The following is a 17,949-nucleotide window of genomic DNA, read 5'->3' as shown; positions in this document are numbered from 1 at the left end:
AAGAAACGATGGCGCACATTTACCGTCCGAAGCATCACGTCCGCTTTGTGACTGCATCGAGCTTGTTTGACGGCCATGACGCCTCAATCAACATTATGCGCCGCATTTTGCAGGCGAGCGGCGCCGAGGTCATCCATTTAGGCCATAACCGCTCGGTGGAGGAAATCGTCAATGCCGCCATTCAGGAAGATGTGCAAGGCATTGCCGTCTCCTCGTATCAAGGCGGGCATATGGAATTTTTTAAATATATGTACGATCTTCTAAAAGAGCGGGGGGCGTCCCATATCCGCATTTACGGCGGCGGGGGCGGCGTCATCATCCCGCGGGAAATCAAAGAGCTGCACGAATATGGCATCGCCCGCATTTTCTCGCCGGAAGACGGCCGACGCCTCGGCTTGCAAGGGATGATCAACGTCATGCTTGAAGAGTGCGATTTTCCGACCGTGACGACGGTGACCGATGAACTGGAGCGGCTTCCGTCCGGCGATGTGCAGGCGATCGCCCGGCTCATCACGCTGTGCGAATATCGCGCTGAGGCGGACAACAAAGAGGCGGCCGCGGCGGCGGAAGCCGCCATTGAACAAGTGAAGGCGCTCGAGAAGCGCGTGCCGGTGCTCGGCATCACCGGCACAGGCGGGGCTGGGAAAAGCTCGCTCACCGATGAGCTCGTCCGCCGCTTTTTAAACGAAATTCCTGATATCAAAATCGCGATCTTGTCCGTCGACCCGACGAAGCAAAAAACGGGCGGGGCGCTGTTGGGCGACCGCATCCGGATGAACTCGATCAACTCGCCGCGCGTTTACATGAGAAGCTTGGCGACGCGCCATTCCCGCACGGAACTGTCGCCGGCGATTCGCGACGCCATTTCGGTTGTCAAAGCGGCCGGATTTGATCTTGTCATCATTGAAACGAGCGGGATCGGCCAAGGCGACGCCGCCATTACCGAAGTGTGCGACGTGTCGATGTACGTCATGACAAGCGAGTTCGGCGCGCCGACGCAGCTTGAGAAAATCGACATGATCGATTATGCCGATTTGATTGTCATTAATAAATTCGAGCGCAAAGGGTCAGAAGACGCAAAACGACAAGTGCAAAAACAATATCAGCGCAGCCATCAGCTGTTTGACCGCGATGTTTCGGAAATGCCGGTGTACGGCACGATCGCCAGCCAGTTTAACGACCCGGGCACGAATACGCTCTTTGTCGCGCTTGTGGATACGATCAATCAAAAAGCAGGAACGAATTGGAAAACAAGCTTGAAAACGGTCGCCAATGTCGAAAAGCATAATGTCATCATTCCGAACGAGCGCCGCTACTATTTGCGCGAAATCGCGGAAACGGTTCGTTCGTACCACCGCCGCGCCGAGCAGCAAGTCGAGGTGGCCCGACGCCTCTTCCAAATCAAAGGGGCCATCGAAGCGGCGAAGGAACGGGGCGAAGCTGAAGACGTGATTCGCGCGCTCGAGACGCTCAAAGCGGATTATGAGGCGAAATTGACGCCGGAATCGAAGCGCATTTTGGCGACATGGGAAGAAACGAAAGCGAAATATGCGGCAAAACAATTTGTCACGAAAGTGCGCGATAAAGAAATCGTTACCGAACTGACGACGAAAACGTTGTCCGGTTTGGACATTCCGAAAGTCGTCTTGCCGAAATTCAAAGACTACGGAGAGATTTTGCGCTGGGTGTATAAAGAAAATGTCCCTGGCTCGTTCCCGTATACGGCCGGCGTCTTCCCGTTCAAGCGCCAAGGCGAAGACCCGAAACGGCAGTTTGCCGGCGAAGGGACGCCGGAGCGCACGAACCGCCGCTTCCATTACTTGTGCAAAGAAGACAAGGCGAAGCGGCTCAGCACCGCGTTCGACTCCGTGACGCTCTATGGCGAAGACCCGGACTACCGGCCGGACATTTTCGGCAAAGTCGGGGAAAGCGGCGTCAGCGTTTGTACACTTGATGATATGAAAAAGCTGTACAAAGGGTTTGACTTGTGCGACCCGCTCACATCCGTGTCGATGACGATCAACGGTCCGGCTCCGATTTTGCTGGCGATGTTTATGAATACGGCGATTGACCAGCAAGTCGAGAAAAAGGAAGCCGAGCTTGGCCGCCCGCTCACGCCGGAAGAGTACGAACAAGTGAAGGAATGGACGCTGCAAACGGTGCGCGGCACGGTGCAAGCCGATATTTTGAAGGAAGACCAAGGGCAAAATACGTGCATTTTCTCGACCGATTTCGCCTTGAAAATGATGGGCGACATTCAAGAGTATTTCATCAAGCACCGCGTCCGCAACTACTACTCGGTGTCGATCTCCGGCTACCATATCGCCGAGGCGGGGGCGAACCCGATCACGCAGCTGGCATTTACGCTTGCGAACGGCTTTACGTATGTCGAGTATTACTTGAGCCGCGGCATGCACATTGACGATTTTGCGCCGAACTTGTCGTTTTTCTTCAGCAACGGCCTCGATCCGGAGTATTCGGTCATCGGCCGCGTCGCCCGCCGCATTTGGGCGATCGTCATGCGCGAAAAATACGGCGCCAACGAACGGAGCCAGAAACTGAAATACCATATCCAAACGTCCGGCCGTTCATTGCACGCGCAGGAGATCGATTTCAACGACATCCGCACGACGCTGCAGGCGTTGTTGGCGATTTATGACAACTGCAACTCGCTGCATACGAATGCCTATGACGAAGCGATCACGACACCGACCGAAGAGTCGGTCCGTCGGGCGATGGCGATCCAACTCATTATCACGAAAGAGTTTGGCCTGACCAAAAACGAAAACCCGCTCCAAGGGTCGTTCATCATTGAAGAGCTGACCGATTTGGTTGAAGAAGCGGTGTTGCAAGAGTTTGAACGGCTTAACGACCGCGGCGGCGTGCTCGGGGCGATGGAGATGCAATACCAGCGCGGCAAAATTCAAGACGAATCGCTTTACTATGAAACGAAGAAACATAGCGGTGAACTGCCGATCATCGGCGTCAACACGTTCTTGAACCCGAATCCGCCGTCAGAGGACGAACTGAACAACATCCAGCTCGCCCGGGCGACGTATGAAGAAAAAGAGACGCAAATCCGCAACTTGCGCGAATTCCAAGAGCGGAACAAAGACAAAGCCGGCCCGGCGCTCGAACGGCTGAAGCAAGTGGCGACAAGCGGCGGCAACATTTTCGAAGAATTGATGGAAACGGTGAAAGTCGCCAGCCTTGGACAAATCACCCGCGCCTTGTACGAAGTCGGAGGACAATACCGGCGGAATATGTAATTCAAGGGCGTTCCGTTGTTCGCAGCTTTCGATGGACGGCCTCGATCACAATGGATAACGGCCCGTTGAACTTTAGCAGATCGGTAGAATGATCGGCAGCCGCTGTTGGCGTACTGGCCCGCCGGAGGCGAAACGAACGGAACGCGGATTGGGCCAAAAGATCAAGACGAATGGGCTTCGTAAGGAAAAAGTGGAGCGGTGTGAACAAAGGTGATTGTGACAACGGATATGTCGGAATCGGAAGGAGGGCCGCCCTCGCCGCAGGGCTGCCCTCTTTTGCTTTTTTCGGCAAATGGGTAGCATAAACCCCGACAATTTGTTTATAATGAATGGTATGTATTCCACTTGCATTCATTTGTTTCATTAATATAGAAGGGGAGTGCTGAACTTGAGCCTGCAGCAGCAATACTCGCCGGAGGAATTGCAGGAGATGTCGTTCGTCGAGCTGGCGAACCTCATTTTGCTTGACAAGCGGGAGGCGCTGCCGTTTGATCAACTCGTTCGTGAAGCAGCAGCGCTGGCCGGCATATCGGAAGAAGAGATGGAGGCGCGGCTGGCCCAATATTACACCGATTTAAACATCGACGGCCGGTTTATTTGCGTTGGGGAAAACGTCTGGGGATTGCGCGCATGGTATCCGTTTGACCAGACAGAAGACGAAACGGTGACGATCGTCAAGCCGAAGAAGAAGAAAAAAGCGCTTGACGATGAATACGATGAATACGATGAGTTGCTTGAAGATGAAGATCTCGATTACGACGATTTGGATGAATATGATGAGGAAGAGCTCGAGCTTGATGAAGACGAGCTCTTGGAAGATGAAGAATTCGATCTGGACGAAGATGTCGCGTTTGACGATGACATTCTCGGCGATGAAGAGTTTGAGCTGGGCGATGCGCCGCTTGATGAAGAGCTTGATCTCGAAGAGCCGGAGGAAGACGAATAACCGCTTGACTTTGCCAGGGGAACCCGGTACAATGTGTGTTGGGCTCTTGAAAACGAACAAATGGATCGCTCCCTTACGTACGGTAAGCGGAGCGTTTTTTATTTGCGCCTTTCGCAAACACTGAAACTGTTACCGCAATTTCGGCAAGGGGGAAGACAAAATGACGAAATACATTTTTGTGACGGGCGGCGTTGTTTCCTCGCTCGGGAAAGGGATTACGGCGGCTTCGCTTGGACGTTTGTTGAAAAACCGCGGGTTGAACGTGACGATCCAAAAGTTTGACCCGTACATTAACGTCGACCCAGGGACGATGAGCCCGTATCAGCACGGCGAGGTGTTCGTCACGGACGACGGTGCAGAGACGGATTTGGATTTAGGGCATTATGAACGGTTCATCGATATTAATTTAAACAAATACAGCAACGTGACGACAGGAAAAATTTATTCCGCCGTCATCCGCAAAGAGCGCCGCGGCGATTACCTAGGCGGCACGGTGCAAGTCATTCCGCACATTACCAACGAAATTAAAGAGCGCGTCTTCCGGGCCGGAAGAGAGACGAACGCCGATGTCGTCATTACGGAGATCGGCGGCACGGTCGGCGATATTGAATCGCTTCCGTTTTTAGAAGCGATCCGCCAAATCAAAAGCGATGTTGGACGCGAAAACGTCATGTACATCCACTGCACGCTCGTGCCGTACATCAAGGCGGCTGGGGAAATGAAAACGAAGCCGACGCAGCACAGCGTGAAAGAATTGCGCAGCCTCGGCATTCAGCCGAACGTCATCGTCGTGCGCACGGAAATGCCGATGCCGCAGGAAATGAAAGAGAAAATCGCCCTCTTTTGCGACATCGATCCGAAAGCGGTCATCGAGGCGCGCGATGCCGACACGCTGTATGCGGTCCCGCTTATGCTTCAAGAACAAAAACTGGACCAAATCGTGTGCGAACATTTGCGCCTCAACTGCCGCGAAGCGGATATGACCGAATGGAAGGCGCTCGTCGAGAAAGTGCGCAACTTATCGAAAACGACGAAAATCGCTTTGGTTGGCAAATACGTCGAGCTTCCGGACGCCTATATTTCTGTTGTTGAGGCGCTCCGTCATGCGGGGTATGCGTTTGACACCGACATTGATATTCAGTGGATCAATGCGGAGCATGTGACGCGTGACAATGTGGCCGACCTGTTGAAAGATGCGGACGGCATTTTGGTTCCGGGCGGGTTCGGCGACCGCGGGGTCGAAGGGAAGATTGAGGCGATCCGCTATGCCCGCGAGCAGCGCGTGCCGTTTTTGGGCATTTGCTTAGGAATGCAGCTTGCCTCGATTGAATTTGCTCGCCATGTTGTCGGGTTGTCCGGCGCCCATTCGTCCGAGTTTGACCCGAACACGCCGCATCCGATCATCGACTTGCTTCCGGAGCAGAAGGATGTCGAAGATTTAGGCGGCACGCTCCGCCTCGGCTTGTATCCGTGCAAGCTGCAAGAAGGGACGCTTGCCTACGCCGCCTACGGCGATGAAGTCATTTACGAGCGCCATCGCCATCGGTACGAATTCAACAACCAATACCGGTCGATCATGGAAGAGCACGGCTTCGTCTTTTCCGGCACGAGTCCGGACGGACGGTTGGTTGAAGTGATCGAACTCAAGGATCATCCGTGGTTCGTCGCCGCGCAATTCCATCCGGAATTCACCTCGCGCCCGACGCGGCCGCAGCCGCTGTTCCGCGAGTTTGTCAGAGCGTCGCTGAAAGAGTGACGAAAAAGGGGCTGTCCCAAAAAAGCCGTAGAACGGCCTTTTGGGTTCAGCCCCCTTTCTTTTTTGGATATTTTTCATCTTGTCAAGCACGATGCCCATTGATCAGGCGCCGTTTTTTGGACGGTTTCTATACCTCTTTGCCTTCAGCCGGCGGGAGAGCGCTCGCTTTCATGGCGGCTGTTATTCATATTCCGCCAAAATTTCATCGAGCAAAACGCGCAGTCCGTAGTAGATGAATGAAGCGGTGATGATCGTCGGCATGCCGATGCGGCGGCCGTCTTCGGTCGGCACGAGCGGGCGGGAAAGTTTGCTGTCGATAAAGACGGTGGCCATATCGGCCAGTCCGGGTTCATCCTTGACGAGCGCCGCGACGGCCACTGCATCGACGCCGTGCGCCTGCAGCTGTTCGACGAGGCGAATGGCCTCAGGATCGGCGGAAAAGCGGGCAAATAGAAGCGCTCGGTCCGTTTCCTGCCATTCATCGGTTGCTGTCGGCTCAAGCCGTTTGGCTTTCGGCAGCGGATCGGGGCCAAGAAGCGCGGCGGTGACGACCGCATCGAGTTCACCTATGCCATACAGCCAAATGCGCCCATCACCGATGGCGGCCTGAGCGAGCAGACGCGCCCCGTCTTCGAGCGCCAGCTCTTCGTCCGCGGCGATTTTTTGCAACAATCCGATCGTTTGCGTCGTTAAAATTTTCACGGTTCGGCCTCCCTTCGCCGCTATTATACAAAATCGGCAAACAACAAGAAAAGCAAGCAGGAAATGGGTTTGCCAAATGCGAAACATTAATAGGGAGAAAACAGGGAATAGAGGTGCATAACTGTGGGAAACAAAATTTTGATTGTCGACGACCAGTATGGCATCCGCATTTTGCTCAATGAAGTGTTTCAGCGGGAGGGGTATGTAACGTATCAGGCCGCCAACGGCATGCAGGCGCTCGAAATCGCCCGCAAACATCACCCCGATCTTGTGCTTCTTGATATGAAAATTCCTGGCATGGACGGCATTGAAATTTTAAAACGGTTGAAAGAGATTGATCCGGATATTAAGGTGATCATCATGACCGCCTACGGGGAGCTCGATATGATTCAAGAAACGAAAGAGCTCGGGGCGCTGATGCATTTTGCCAAGCCGTTTGATATTGACGATTTGCGCGTTGCCGTCAAAAAATACATTACCGCCTAGACAGCGCCATCGACGAGCGGCTTTCCTTTGGCAAAGAAAGCGCATCGATGGACATTGATGACGCTGTCGTCTTTAGGAGAATAAAGGGTGGAAATGTTGCCGTTTTGCCGGCAAGTTGGTATGCTTATAACGTAGATGGATTTTGCGCCTGTGGACCCAGTCACCGCCAGGGCGACAAAGACGACGATCAGCTAAGGAGGATGTAACCATGCCGTTAGTATCGATGAAAGAGATGCTCAACGAGGCGCTGCGCGGCAAATACGCGGTCGGTCAATTTAACATTAACAACTTGGAATGGACACAAGCCATTTTAGCGGCGGCCGAAGAGGAAAAATCGCCGGTCATTCTCGGCGTCTCCGAAGGGGCGGCCCGCTATATGAGCGGATTCAAAACGGTCGTCAATATGGTCAAAGGGTTAATGGAAGACATGAACATCACCGTTCCGGTCGCCATCCATCTCGACCATGGATCGAGCTTTGAAAAATGCAAAGCGGCGATTGACGCCGGGTTCACCTCGGTTATGATTGACGCCTCCCACCATCCATTTGAAGAAAACGTCCGCATCACCTCGCAAGTCGTTGAATATGCTCATGCGCGCGGCGTTTCGGTCGAAGCGGAGCTCGGCATCGTCGGCGGGCAGGAAGACGACGTCGTCGGAGAAGGGATCATTTACGCCGACCCGAAAGAGTGCGAAGAGCTTGTCAAACGGACAGGCGTCGACTGTCTCGCCCCGGCGCTCGGTTCTGTGCACGGCCCGTACAAAGGAGAGCCGAAGCTCGGATTTGCCGAAATGGAGCAAATCCGCGATTTAACCGGCGTTCCGCTTGTGCTCCACGGCGGCACCGGCATTCCGACCGAACAAATTCAACGCGCGATCTCCCTTGGCACATCGAAAATCAACGTCAATACCGAAAACCAAATGGCGTTTACCAAAGTCGTCCGCGAACTGCTCGCGAAAGACCCGAACGTCTATGATCCGCGCAAAATCATCGGCCCGGGCCGCGATGCCATCAAAGCGACGGTCATCGGCAAAATGCGCGAGTTTGGCTCGTCCGGAAAAGCAGCGCGATGAATCGGCTTCGCGGGCGGCGTTTGGCCGCCGCGCGGCTGCCTTTGCATGTGCAGCGAATAACAAGGAGGGTTCAGCATGAAATTTTTTATCGACACTGCCAACTTGGAAGAAATCAAACACGCCCATGAACTCGGCATTTTGGCCGGCGTCACGACCAATCCGAGCCTCGTGGCGAAGGAAAACGTATCGTTCCATGATCGGTTGCGTGAAATTACATCGATCGTTTCTGGTTCGGTGAGTGCTGAAGTCATTTCGACCGACGCCGCTGGCATGATCGCGGAAGGAGAAGAGCTGGCGAAAATCGCCCCGAACATTACGATCAAAGTTCCGATGACGCCGGAAGGCTTAAAAGCAGTCAAGGCGTTCAGCGAAAAAGGGATTCAAACGAACGTGACGCTTGTGTTCACCGCCAACCAGGCGCTCTTGGCCGCACGCGCCGGCGCGACGTACGTCTCTCCGTTCCTCGGCCGCCTCGATGACATCGGCCATAACGGTTTAGAGCTCATTTCCACCATCGCTGAGATTTTCAACATTCATGGCATTGAAACGGAAATCATCGCCGCTTCGATCCGCCATCCGCACCATGTGACGGAAGCGGCGTTGCGCGGGGCGCATATTGCCACGGTTCCGTACAAGGTGCTTATGCAATTGTTTAACCATCCGCTGACCGATCAAGGAATTGAGAAGTTTCTCGCCGACTGGAATCGGCAAAAATGAAAGTAAGCCGTTTGCCTCTTGGGTGAAGCGGGCTCGCTCTGCCGCGTTCAGGGCGGAAGTGATGAGCCCGCCCGGCTTTGCTTTTTCGTCCCAGGGGTGAAGCCAACTTCCGAGCAAAGAAGGGAGACGACGATGGATAAAATGAAAATTATCGGCGGAGATCGGCTGCGGGGAACGATCAAAGTGAGCGGTGCGAAAAACAGCGCGGTCGCTTTGATTCCTGCAGCGATTTTGGCCGATTCGCCGGTGACGATCGAGGGGTTGCCGGACATTTCCGACGTGCACATTTTAGGAAGCTTGATCGAAGAAATCGGCGGCTCGTTTTCGTTTGACGGCAAAGAGGCGGTCATCGACCCAACGAATATGGTGTCCATGCCGCTTCCGAATGGGAAGGTGAAAAAGCTGCGCGCCTCCTACTATTTGATGGGGGCGATGCTTGGCCGATTCAAAAAAGCGGTTGTCGGCTTGCCGGGCGGATGTCATCTCGGTCCGCGCCCGATTGACCAGCATATCAAAGGGTTTGAGGCGCTGGGCGCCACCGTAACGAACGAGCAGGGCGCCATTTATTTGCGCGCGGAAGAACTGCGCGGAGCCCGCATTTTTTTGGACGTCGTCAGCGTCGGCGCGACGATCAACATCATGCTGGCGGCGGTGCGCGCCAAAGGGCGGACGATTATCGAAAATGCGGCGAAAGAGCCGGAAATCATCGATGTAGCGACATTGCTTTCGAATATGGGCGCGAAAATCAAAGGAGCCGGCACCGATGTGATCCGCATTGACGGCGTCGAAACATTATCGGGTTGCCGCCATGCCATCATCCCGGATCGGATCGAAGCCGGGACGTACATGATTGCCGCCGCGGCCACCAATGGCGAAGTCGTCGTCGACAACGTCATCCCGCAGCACGTTGAATCGCTGACGGCCAAATTGCGCGAAATGGGGGTGCGCGTGGAGACGGGGGAAGATCAAATTCTCGTCTGCGGCACCGACGTTTTGAAAGCGGTTGACGTCAAGACGCTCGTCTATCCGGGCTTCCCAACTGATCTGCAGCAGCCGTTTACCGCGCTGCTGACAAAAGCCAACGGCACAAGCGTCGTCACCGACACGATTTACAGCGCCCGCTTCAAGCATGTCGATGAATTGCGGCGCATGAACGCCAATGTAAAAGTCGAAGGCCGCTCAGCCATCGTCACCGGCCCCGTCAAACTGCAAGGGGCGAAAGTGAAGGCAAGCGATTTGCGCGCCGGGGCGGCGCTTGTCATTGCCGGGCTGATGGCCGAAGGAGTGACGGAGATCACCGGCGTCGAGCATATCGACCGCGGCTACAGCAACCTCGTCGAAAAACTGTCTGACATCGGCGCCACCATTTGGCGCGAAAAAATGACCGATGAAGAAATCGAGCAAGTGAAAAACGCGTAACGTCCAGTCGACGAAGGGGAAGGGGAGAACGACGATGGAACGAAGCTTATCGATGGAACTCGTGCGCGTCACCGAAGCGGCGGCGCTTGCCGCCGCCCGCTGGATGGGGCGCGGGAAAAAGAATGAGGCTGATGACGCCGCGACGTCGGCGATGCGCGACGTGTTTGACACCGTGCCGATGAAAGGCACCGTCGTCATCGGCGAAGGGGAAATGGACGAAGCGCCGATGCTGTATATCGGGGAAAAGCTCGGCAACGGTTATGGCCCGCGCGTCGATGTCGCTGTCGACCCGCTTGAAGGGACGAACATCGTCGCTTCCGGGGGATGGAACGCCTTGGCTGTCGTCGCTGTTGCTGACCACGGCCATCTGCTTCATGCGCCGGACATGTACATGGAGAAAATCGCCGTCGGGCCGGAAGCGGTCGGGATGATTGACATTGAGGCGCCGATCATCGACAATTTAAAGGCGGTGGCGCGAGCAAAAAACAAAGATATTGAAGACGTCGTCGCGGTTGTCCTCAACCGTCCGCGCCATGAGCGTCTCATTCATGAGCTGCGTGAAGCCGGCGCCCGCATTAAGCTCATCAATGACGGCGATGTCGCCGCCGCCATTAACACGGCGTTCGACCATACCGGCGTTGACATTTTGTTCGGCTCGGGCGGCGCGCCGGAAGGAGTGCTCGCGGCGGTCGCGTTGAAATGCCTTGGCGGCGAACTGCAAGGGAAGCTGCTGCCGCAAAACGACGATGAAGTCGAGCGGTGCAAACAAATGGGCATTGACGTCAACAAAGTGCTGCGCATGGACGATTTGGTGAAAGGAGACGACGCGATTTTTGCCGCCACCGGCGTCACCGACGGCGAGCTGCTGCGCGGCGTGCGGCTGAAAGGGGCGTACGGCCTCACCCACTCCGTCGTCATGCGGGCCAAGTCCGGCACGGTCCGCTTCATCGAAGGGCGGCACAGTTTGAAGAAAAAACCGAACTTAGTCATCAAATGATATCCTACCATCCGGCCGGGCGCCGGAGCCGCGCCTGGCTCGGAAAAACAAAAAAATATTGATTAAAAAGAAGAAAAAAGGGTAAAATAGTCGTGTTACTTGTGCAAAAATAAGCTCTGCCATTCTACTTCTTTATTTCATTTCAGCCTTCATCATCTTCGAAATGAATCCCTTCGCCTGTCGAATTGATGACCAATACGTCCGAACACGAACGATGGGAGAATAGGAAAATTTGCAAAGTGTGGTGTCAAGATGGAATTAACGTTAGCAGCATTAGAAAACATGAAATTGAAGGAGCTGTATGAGCTCGCCAGGCAATACAAAATTTCATACTACAGCAAGTTGACGAAAAAGGAGCTTATTTTTGCGATTTTGAAAGCGCGTGCCGAACAAGACGGCCTCTTTTTCATGGAAGGCATCCTCGAAATCATTCCGTCGGAAGGATTCGGCTTTTTGCGCCCGATCAACTATTCCCCGAGCTCGGAAGACATTTACATTTCCGCTTCCCAAATCCGCCGTTTTGATTTGCGCAACGGGGATAAAGTATCCGGCAAAGTGCGGCCGCCGAAAGAAAATGAACGCTATTTCGGCTTGCTTCATGTCGAAGCGGTCAACGGCGAAGACCCGGAAGTCGCCAAGGAGCGCGTTCACTTTCCAGCGTTGACGCCGCTTTACCCGAATCGGCAAATGAAGCTGGAGACAACGCCGGACAAGCTGTCGACCCGCATCATCGACTTGATCGCTCCCGTCGGCTTTGGCCAGCGCGGGTTGATCGTCGCGCCGCCGAAAGCTGGCAAGACGATGTTGCTGAAGGAAATTGCCAACAGCATCACCACAAACCACCCGGATGTCGAGTTGATCGTCTTGCTCATTGACGAACGGCCGGAAGAAGTGACCGACATCGAGCGGTCGGTGCAAGGCGATGTCGTCAGCTCGACGTTTGATGAGGTGCCGGAAAACCATATTAAAGTGGCCGAGCTTGTCTTAGAACGGGCGATGCGATTAGTTGAGCATAAGCGTGACGTCGTCATTTTAATGGACAGCATCACCCGCCTCGCCCGGGCGTACAACTTAGTCATTCCGCCGAGCGGACGCACGCTCTCGGGCGGGATCGACCCAGCGGCGTTTCATCGCCCGAAGCGGTTTTTCGGCGCGGCGCGCAACATCGAAGAAGGCGGCAGCTTGACGATTTTGGCGACCGCCCTCATTGACACCGGGTCGCGCATGGATGACGTCATTTACGAGGAATTTAAAGGCACCGGCAACATGGAGCTCCATCTTGACCGCTCGCTCGCCGAGCGCCGCATTTTTCCGGCGATTGACATTCGCCGCTCGGGAACGCGCAAAGAGGAGCTGCTCATCCCGAAAGAACATTTGGAAAAGCTGTGGGCGATCCGCAAAACGATGGCCGATTCGCCCGACTTTATCGAGCGGTTTTTGAACAAATTGCGCCGGACGAAGTCAAACGAAGAGTTTTTCGCCTTGCTCGATCAGGAGTGGAAACAGGGCGGCCCGCTCCGTCTGTAGGCCGTTGGCGGAATTTGTCGCGAATCGCCCGTTGCAAACTGACAGAAAAGCTGTTATAATCTTAACATGTGTGTTTTGGCTATCGCCTTTTGGTTTGTGCGATCCGTGATTTGCACCGGCCGGGTTCGCTTCGGTGGAGTCCCGGCTGTTCCATGCGCTGCGCCTTGCCAAACGGGCGGGCGCGCATAAGCATGAAGGGTTCCATGCTACGAATCACTCTGTTTCGATAAGATACAGGGCGGAAGGAGATGAAAACGATGAAACAAGGCATCCATCCAGAGTACAAAAAAGTCATCGTCCGTTGTGCATGCGGCAACGAATTCGAAAGCGGTTCGGTCAAAGACGAGCTGCGCGTGGAGATTTGCTCGGAATGCCATCCGTTCTTCACGGGCAAACAAAAATTTGTTACGGCAGCGGGCCGCGTGGATAAATTCAATAAAAAATACGGCCTTAAGTAACAAGGACGTGACGAAAGCAGGCAAGCGAAACTTGCCTGCTTTTTCGTGAGAGCAGATGGAAGGCCGGTTGCTTATCAAGCTGATCCCGCTGATCGTCGCGATGGCAGACGGCAAGGAGCGGCCGATGGTTTGAGGACAGTGTTGTGTGAAAGGAGAGGCCCCGATGTACGTGATGACGCAGTCCGGCTGGCTTGAGGTCATTTGTGGATGCATGTTTTCCGGCAAATCAGAAGAATTGATTCGCCGCGTCCGCCGCGCTCAGTTTGCCAAGCAGGAAGTGAAAGTGTTCAAACCGACGATCGACAATCGTTATAGCGAAGACGCAGTCGTGTCGCACAACGGCAATTCGGTGATCGCCATTCCGGTCGCGACGCCGGCGGAAATGTTCCGCTACATTTCCGCCGCCACCGACGTCGTCGCCATCGATGAAGTACAGTTTTTTTCCGACGACATCATCGATGTGGTGCAAACGCTCGCTGATGGAGGCTGCCGCGTCATCGCCGCGGGGCTCGACCAAGATTTTCGCGGCGAACCGTTTGGCCCCGTGCCGGCGCTGATGGCGATCGCTGAGTCGGTGACGAAGCTGCAGGCGGTTTGCACGGTATGCGGTTCCCCGGCCAGCCGGACGCAGCGGCTCATTAACGGTGCGCCCGCCTCTTATGACGATCCGGTGATTCTCGTCGGCGCCAGCGAGGCGTACGAGCCTCGCTGCCGCCATCACCATGAAGTGCCTGGCAAACCGAAAAAGCGATACAACCGCCCGCTTGCTGGACATACGGGTGAGTGATGGTGAGGCGGTCACGGATGTTGTTTGGCCGCTTTCATCGGCCAAGTGGCGAAGCGCAGCCATAGTTGATGGAAACGGCGCATATTCGTATGTTTCGCCGACCGAGAAGGGCGGAAGCGGCGCCATCATCCTCGCCTGTCTCGTGCGTCCATTCGCTATGGGAGGAAAAAGCGTTTGGCATGCGGCTCGTTCATCATTGGTCGTTCGCTTGACTAGGCTGCCCCTTTTGTTCGTTCGCCGCAAAATAGACGAATGATGGCAGAAAGATTTATGGCTTGCCGTGTATCATTGACGTGCGATCATGGACATCCTAACAGCTAAGGAGGCGAAAAAGGATGAGACGCATCTGGCTGTTAGGAATGATCTTCCTGCTTTCGGCCTGTTCGCTCGCTCCGGATCATCCGTCCTACCGCCAGCAAAGCGAGGACAAAAACGGCGCGCGGCTGATGACGGACGGGCGGCCGAAGATCGACGCTGACAGAGACTTGTACAACAACTTCGACGATCCAGAAAACGTGCGGCAAAACCCGAATTTTATCAGCTTGACCGAAGGAAGCGAAAACCAGCACGCCGATACGCGCAAGGCAGCACAACTCATTGAGCGGTACACCGATTACCACGCCGACTCCATCTGGTTTCACGGCGGCAATATGTATGTGACAGTTGATGCACCGGAAGAGCTGTCTGACGAGGAGCGGCAGCGCGAGGCGCAACGCATTGACAAGCTGCTGACAAAAGCGATCCCGACATACGAGATCATCGTGCGCGTCAACTGAGAGCTCCCGCTTGCCAAAAGCGGGGGTTTTTGTTTGGCTTCATTTCATTTCATGCTATAATCTAAAAATAGACTGTGTGGGAAAAACAGAGGTGAATGATGTGTTTGATCGGTTGGAAGCTGTGGAGCAACGGTATGAAAAGCTCAATGAACTGTTGATGGACCCCGACGTCATCAACGATCCGAAAAAGCTGCGCGATTATTCCAAAGAGCAGGCGGATTTGGAAGAAACGGTGCAAACGTACCGTGAATACAAATCGGTTCGCGAGCAGCTGGCCGAAGCGAAAGCGATGCTCGAAGAAAAGCTGGAGCCGGAGCTGCGCGAGATGGTGAAAGAGGAAATCGGCGAACTGGAAGAACGGGAAGAGGCGCTCGTTGAAAAGCTGAAAGTGTTGCTTTTGCCGAAAGATCCGAACGATGAGAAAAACGTCATTATGGAAATCCGCGCGGCCGCCGGCGGCGAAGAGGCGGCGCTGTTTGCCGGCGACTTGTACCGGATGTATACGCGCTATGCGGAATCGCAAGGGTGGAAGACGGAAGTGATCGAAGCGAGCCCGACCGGCCTCGGCGGCTATAAAGAAATCATTTTTATGATCAACGGCAAAGGGGCGTATTCAAAGCTGAAGTTTGAAAACGGCGCGCACCGCGTCCAGCGCGTCCCGGAAACGGAGTCAGGCGGGCGCATCCATACGTCGACGGCGACGGTCGCCTGCCTGCCGGAGATGGAAGAAATCGAAGTCGAAATCAATGAAAAAGACATTCGCGTCGACACGTTCGCCTCAAGCGGACCGGGTGGGCAAAGCGTCAACACGACGATGTCGGCCGTGCGCCTCACCCATATTCCGACCGGCATTGTCGTCACGTGCCAAGACGAAAAATCGCAAATCAAAAACAAAGAAAAAGCGATGAAAGTATTGCGCGCCCGCATTTACGACAAATACCAGCAAGAAGCGCGCGCTGAATACGACCAAACGCGCAAGCAAGCTGTCGGCACCGGCGATCGTTCTGAACGCATTCGCACGTACAACTTCCCGCAAAACCGCGTCACCGACCACCGCATCGGACTGACGATCCAAAAGCTCGATCAAGTGCTCGATGGGCATTTGGATGAAATCATCGAGGCGCTCATTTTGGACGATCAAGCGAAAAAATTGGAGCAAGCGAACGATGCGTCGTAACGTACATGAAGTCCTCGCCTGGGCTTCTTCTTTTTTGCGCGCCCACGGAAAAGAGGAGCGGGCGGCGGAGTGGCTATTGTGCCACCATTTAGGCGTGGACCGGGCCGGGCTGTTCGCCCGTTGGCGCGAGCCGGTCGACGAAGCGGTATATGAACGGTTTGCGGCCGATGTGCGCCGCCATGCGGTGGATCATGTGCCGATTCAATATTTGATCGGCTATGAATCGTTTTACGGCCGGCCGTTTCTTGTCAACCGCCATGTGTTGATCCCGCGCCCGGAAACGGAAGAACTGGTGCTTGGCGTCCTAAAACGGGTGCCGCGCCTATTTGCTGGTCGGAAGCGGATCGATGTCGTTGACGTCGGCACTGGCAGCGGGGCGATCGCCGTGACATTGGCGCTGGAGAACAAAGCGTTGTCGGTGACCGCAACCGATATTTCCGAAGCGGCGCTCGCGGTCGCCCGTGAAAACGCCCGGCGGCTCGGGGCGAATGTTTCATTTTTGTGCGGCGACTTGCTGCAGCCGATCATGGCCATGGGGTGGACGGTCGATGTCGTCGTTTCCAATCCGCCGTACATTCCAGAGACGGACGCCGCTATGCTTTCCCCGGTCGTCAAAAATTATGAGCCGCACACGGCGCTCTTTGGCGGCCGCGATGGGCTCGATTTTTACCGCCGCTTCGCCCGCGAGCTGCCGCTTGTGCTCGGCGCGCCGGCGCTTGCCGCTTTTGAAGTCGGCGCCGGGCAAGGGGAAGCAGTGGCGGCGCTCTTGGACGCAGCGTTTCCAGAAGCCGAAGTGGAAGTCGATTTTGACCTCAACGGCAAAGACCGGATGGTGTACATGACGCGGCCGAAAAACGGGAAAAAGTGTTAGATTGATAGGTTTAAAAACGAGCGGCGCCGTCCACAATGAAAGGTGAAAGGACGGTGCCGATGATGACCATCAAAGGAAATGCCATTGCCATATGTTTATATATCATTCTATTAACGACAGGCGTACTCGTCGAGCTGTACGGCCACAAGACGGACGCCGGGGCGAACGCGGCGGTCGCCATCCCTGATGAGGCAATCCGCCTGCGCATTTTAGCCAACAGCGACGCCGATGAAGACCAACAATTGAAGCGAAAAGTGCGTGATGCGGTCAATGCGCAAATCAACGGCTGGGTGGCCGAACTCACTTCGTTTGAGGAAGCAAAGCGCGTCATCCGCTCTCACCTGCCGGACATCGAGCGGACGGTCGCCCGCGTGTTGCGCGATGAACAAAGCGATCAAACGTACAAAGTGGAGTTTGGCCCGGTTCATTTTCCGACGAAAGTGTACGGCAACTACGTATATCCGGCTGGCATCTATGATGCCGTGCTGATCACGCTTGGGGAAGGAAAAGGAGCAAACTGGTGGTGCGTTCTGTTCCCGCCGCTTTGTTTTCTCGATTTTTCCAACAGCGATGCCGTCATGATGGCGGCGAACCGATCGCCTGCAGGAACGAATGAACCGGTGTCGGCTGAGAGCGTCCGGTCAATGGAAGCCGGGTCGAAGCAGAACAGCGAGTCGGCCGAAGCGGAAGCTGAGGCGATGCGAAGCGGCGAGCAGGCCATCGAGCGGGACGAACCGAAAGAGGAGAGGGGGGCGATGGCGGAAACCGAAGATCGCGCCGCTTCGTCCATCCATGCGGATGGCGAGAAGGACAAAGGGCACACTGATGATCAAGAATCGTCCTTCGTCGTCATGGCCGAGCCGGAACAGCCGGTGGAAGTAAAATTTTTCTTCAAAGAGTGGCTCAGCCATCTCATTCCATAAGCATCTATCCACAAAGTTATCCACAAAAATAACAAGTTTATTCACAATTTGTGTATAACTGTGGAA

At 54.9% G+C, this 17,949-nt stretch carries 16 protein-coding genes; 15 read left to right on the top strand and 1 reads right to left on the bottom strand.

Features of this window, described 5'->3' with window-relative positions; translation table 11 throughout:
• Positions 1 to 8: 8 nt before the first annotated feature.
• The 3 genes from icmF (at position 9) to GYMC52_RS17370 (ending at position 5,971) form a co-directional block, all read left to right on the top strand.
• The gene (icmF, locus tag GYMC52_RS17380) at positions 9 to 3,269 is read left to right on the top strand and encodes a fused isobutyryl-CoA mutase/GTPase IcmF (protein WP_013524818.1); all 3,261 of its coding nucleotides are present in this window, start codon (positions 9 to 11) and stop codon (positions 3,267 to 3,269) included.
• A gap of 388 nt (positions 3,270 to 3,657) precedes the next feature.
• Positions 3,658 to 4,215, top strand: a complete 558-nt coding sequence (gene rpoE / locus GYMC52_RS17375) for a DNA-directed RNA polymerase subunit delta (RefSeq protein WP_013524817.1) — start codon at positions 3,658 to 3,660, stop codon at positions 4,213 to 4,215.
• 160 nt (positions 4,216 to 4,375) lie between these two features.
• A complete protein-coding gene (locus GYMC52_RS17370; protein WP_013524816.1) occupies positions 4,376 to 5,971 on the top strand; it encodes a CTP synthase in 1,596 nt (531 codons plus the stop codon).
• Between the two features lie 180 nt (positions 5,972 to 6,151).
• Here GYMC52_RS17370 and GYMC52_RS17365 read toward each other — a convergent pair whose 3' ends face one another.
• The gene (locus GYMC52_RS17365; protein WP_013146625.1) at positions 6,152 to 6,673 is read right to left on the bottom strand and encodes a DUF2529 domain-containing protein; all 522 of its coding nucleotides are present in this window, start codon (positions 6,671 to 6,673) and stop codon (positions 6,152 to 6,154) included.
• A 123-nt stretch (positions 6,674 to 6,796) separates the two neighbouring features.
• On the opposite strand from GYMC52_RS17365, the gene GYMC52_RS17360 reads away from it, so the two are divergent.
• From GYMC52_RS17360 to spoIIR, 12 genes are all read left to right on the top strand, one after another.
• Positions 6,797 to 7,159 carry a response regulator gene (locus GYMC52_RS17360; RefSeq protein WP_013146624.1) on the top strand — a complete coding sequence of 121 codons (363 nt, stop codon included), beginning with the start codon at positions 6,797 to 6,799 and terminating at the stop codon, positions 7,157 to 7,159.
• A gap of 208 nt (positions 7,160 to 7,367) precedes the next feature.
• Complete coding sequence (locus GYMC52_RS17355; protein ID WP_011232853.1) at positions 7,368 to 8,231, top strand: class II fructose-bisphosphate aldolase; 864 nt, start codon at positions 7,368 to 7,370, stop codon at positions 8,229 to 8,231.
• Positions 8,232 to 8,306: 75 nt separating this feature from the next.
• On the top strand, positions 8,307 to 8,948 hold the full coding sequence (fsa, locus tag GYMC52_RS17350; protein ID WP_011232852.1) for a fructose-6-phosphate aldolase: 642 nt from the start codon (positions 8,307 to 8,309) through the stop codon (positions 8,946 to 8,948).
• Positions 8,949 to 9,080: 132 nt separating this feature from the next.
• Positions 9,081 to 10,367, top strand: a complete 1,287-nt coding sequence (locus GYMC52_RS17345; protein WP_013524815.1) for a UDP-N-acetylglucosamine 1-carboxyvinyltransferase — start codon at positions 9,081 to 9,083, stop codon at positions 10,365 to 10,367.
• A 34-nt stretch (positions 10,368 to 10,401) separates the two neighbouring features.
• The gene (gene glpX / locus GYMC52_RS17340) at positions 10,402 to 11,364 is read left to right on the top strand and encodes a class II fructose-bisphosphatase (RefSeq protein ID WP_013146621.1); all 963 of its coding nucleotides are present in this window, start codon (positions 10,402 to 10,404) and stop codon (positions 11,362 to 11,364) included.
• Positions 11,365 to 11,616: 252 nt separating this feature from the next.
• Complete coding sequence (gene rho / locus GYMC52_RS17335) at positions 11,617 to 12,891, top strand: transcription termination factor Rho (protein ID WP_013146620.1); 1,275 nt, start codon at positions 11,617 to 11,619, stop codon at positions 12,889 to 12,891.
• 257 nt (positions 12,892 to 13,148) lie between these two features.
• Positions 13,149 to 13,349: a 50S ribosomal protein L31 gene (rpmE, locus tag GYMC52_RS17330; RefSeq protein WP_011232848.1), complete on the top strand. Its 201-nt coding sequence runs from the start codon at positions 13,149 to 13,151 to the stop codon at positions 13,347 to 13,349.
• Positions 13,350 to 13,512: 163 nt separating this feature from the next.
• Positions 13,513 to 14,136, top strand: coding sequence for a thymidine kinase (locus GYMC52_RS17325; protein WP_013146619.1), 624 nt, complete (start codon positions 13,513 to 13,515; stop codon positions 14,134 to 14,136).
• A 335-nt stretch (positions 14,137 to 14,471) separates the two neighbouring features.
• Complete coding sequence (locus GYMC52_RS17320; protein ID WP_013524814.1) at positions 14,472 to 14,912, top strand: hypothetical protein; 441 nt, start codon at positions 14,472 to 14,474, stop codon at positions 14,910 to 14,912.
• 100 nt (positions 14,913 to 15,012) lie between these two features.
• On the top strand, positions 15,013 to 16,089 hold the full coding sequence (gene prfA, locus GYMC52_RS17315) for a peptide chain release factor 1 (protein WP_011232845.1): 1,077 nt from the start codon (positions 15,013 to 15,015) through the stop codon (positions 16,087 to 16,089).
• Positions 16,079 to 16,960: a peptide chain release factor N(5)-glutamine methyltransferase gene (gene prmC, locus GYMC52_RS17310; RefSeq protein WP_013524813.1), complete on the top strand. Its 882-nt coding sequence runs from the start codon at positions 16,079 to 16,081 to the stop codon at positions 16,958 to 16,960. Before prfA ends, prmC begins: the two co-directional genes overlap by 11 nt.
• A 59-nt stretch (positions 16,961 to 17,019) precedes the next feature.
• Positions 17,020 to 17,883: a stage II sporulation protein R gene (gene spoIIR / locus GYMC52_RS17305; RefSeq protein ID WP_013146616.1), complete on the top strand. Its 864-nt coding sequence runs from the start codon at positions 17,020 to 17,022 to the stop codon at positions 17,881 to 17,883.
• The last annotated feature ends 66 nt before the right edge of the window (positions 17,884 to 17,949 follow it).

The sequence above is a fragment of the Geobacillus sp. Y412MC52 genome (genome assembly GCF_000174795.2).
GTDB classification, from domain to species: domain Bacteria; phylum Bacillota; class Bacilli; order Bacillales; family Anoxybacillaceae; genus Geobacillus; species Geobacillus thermoleovorans.
The sequence above is the reverse complement of the archived record's forward strand: the minus strand, read 5'-3'. Positions and strand labels throughout refer to the sequence as shown.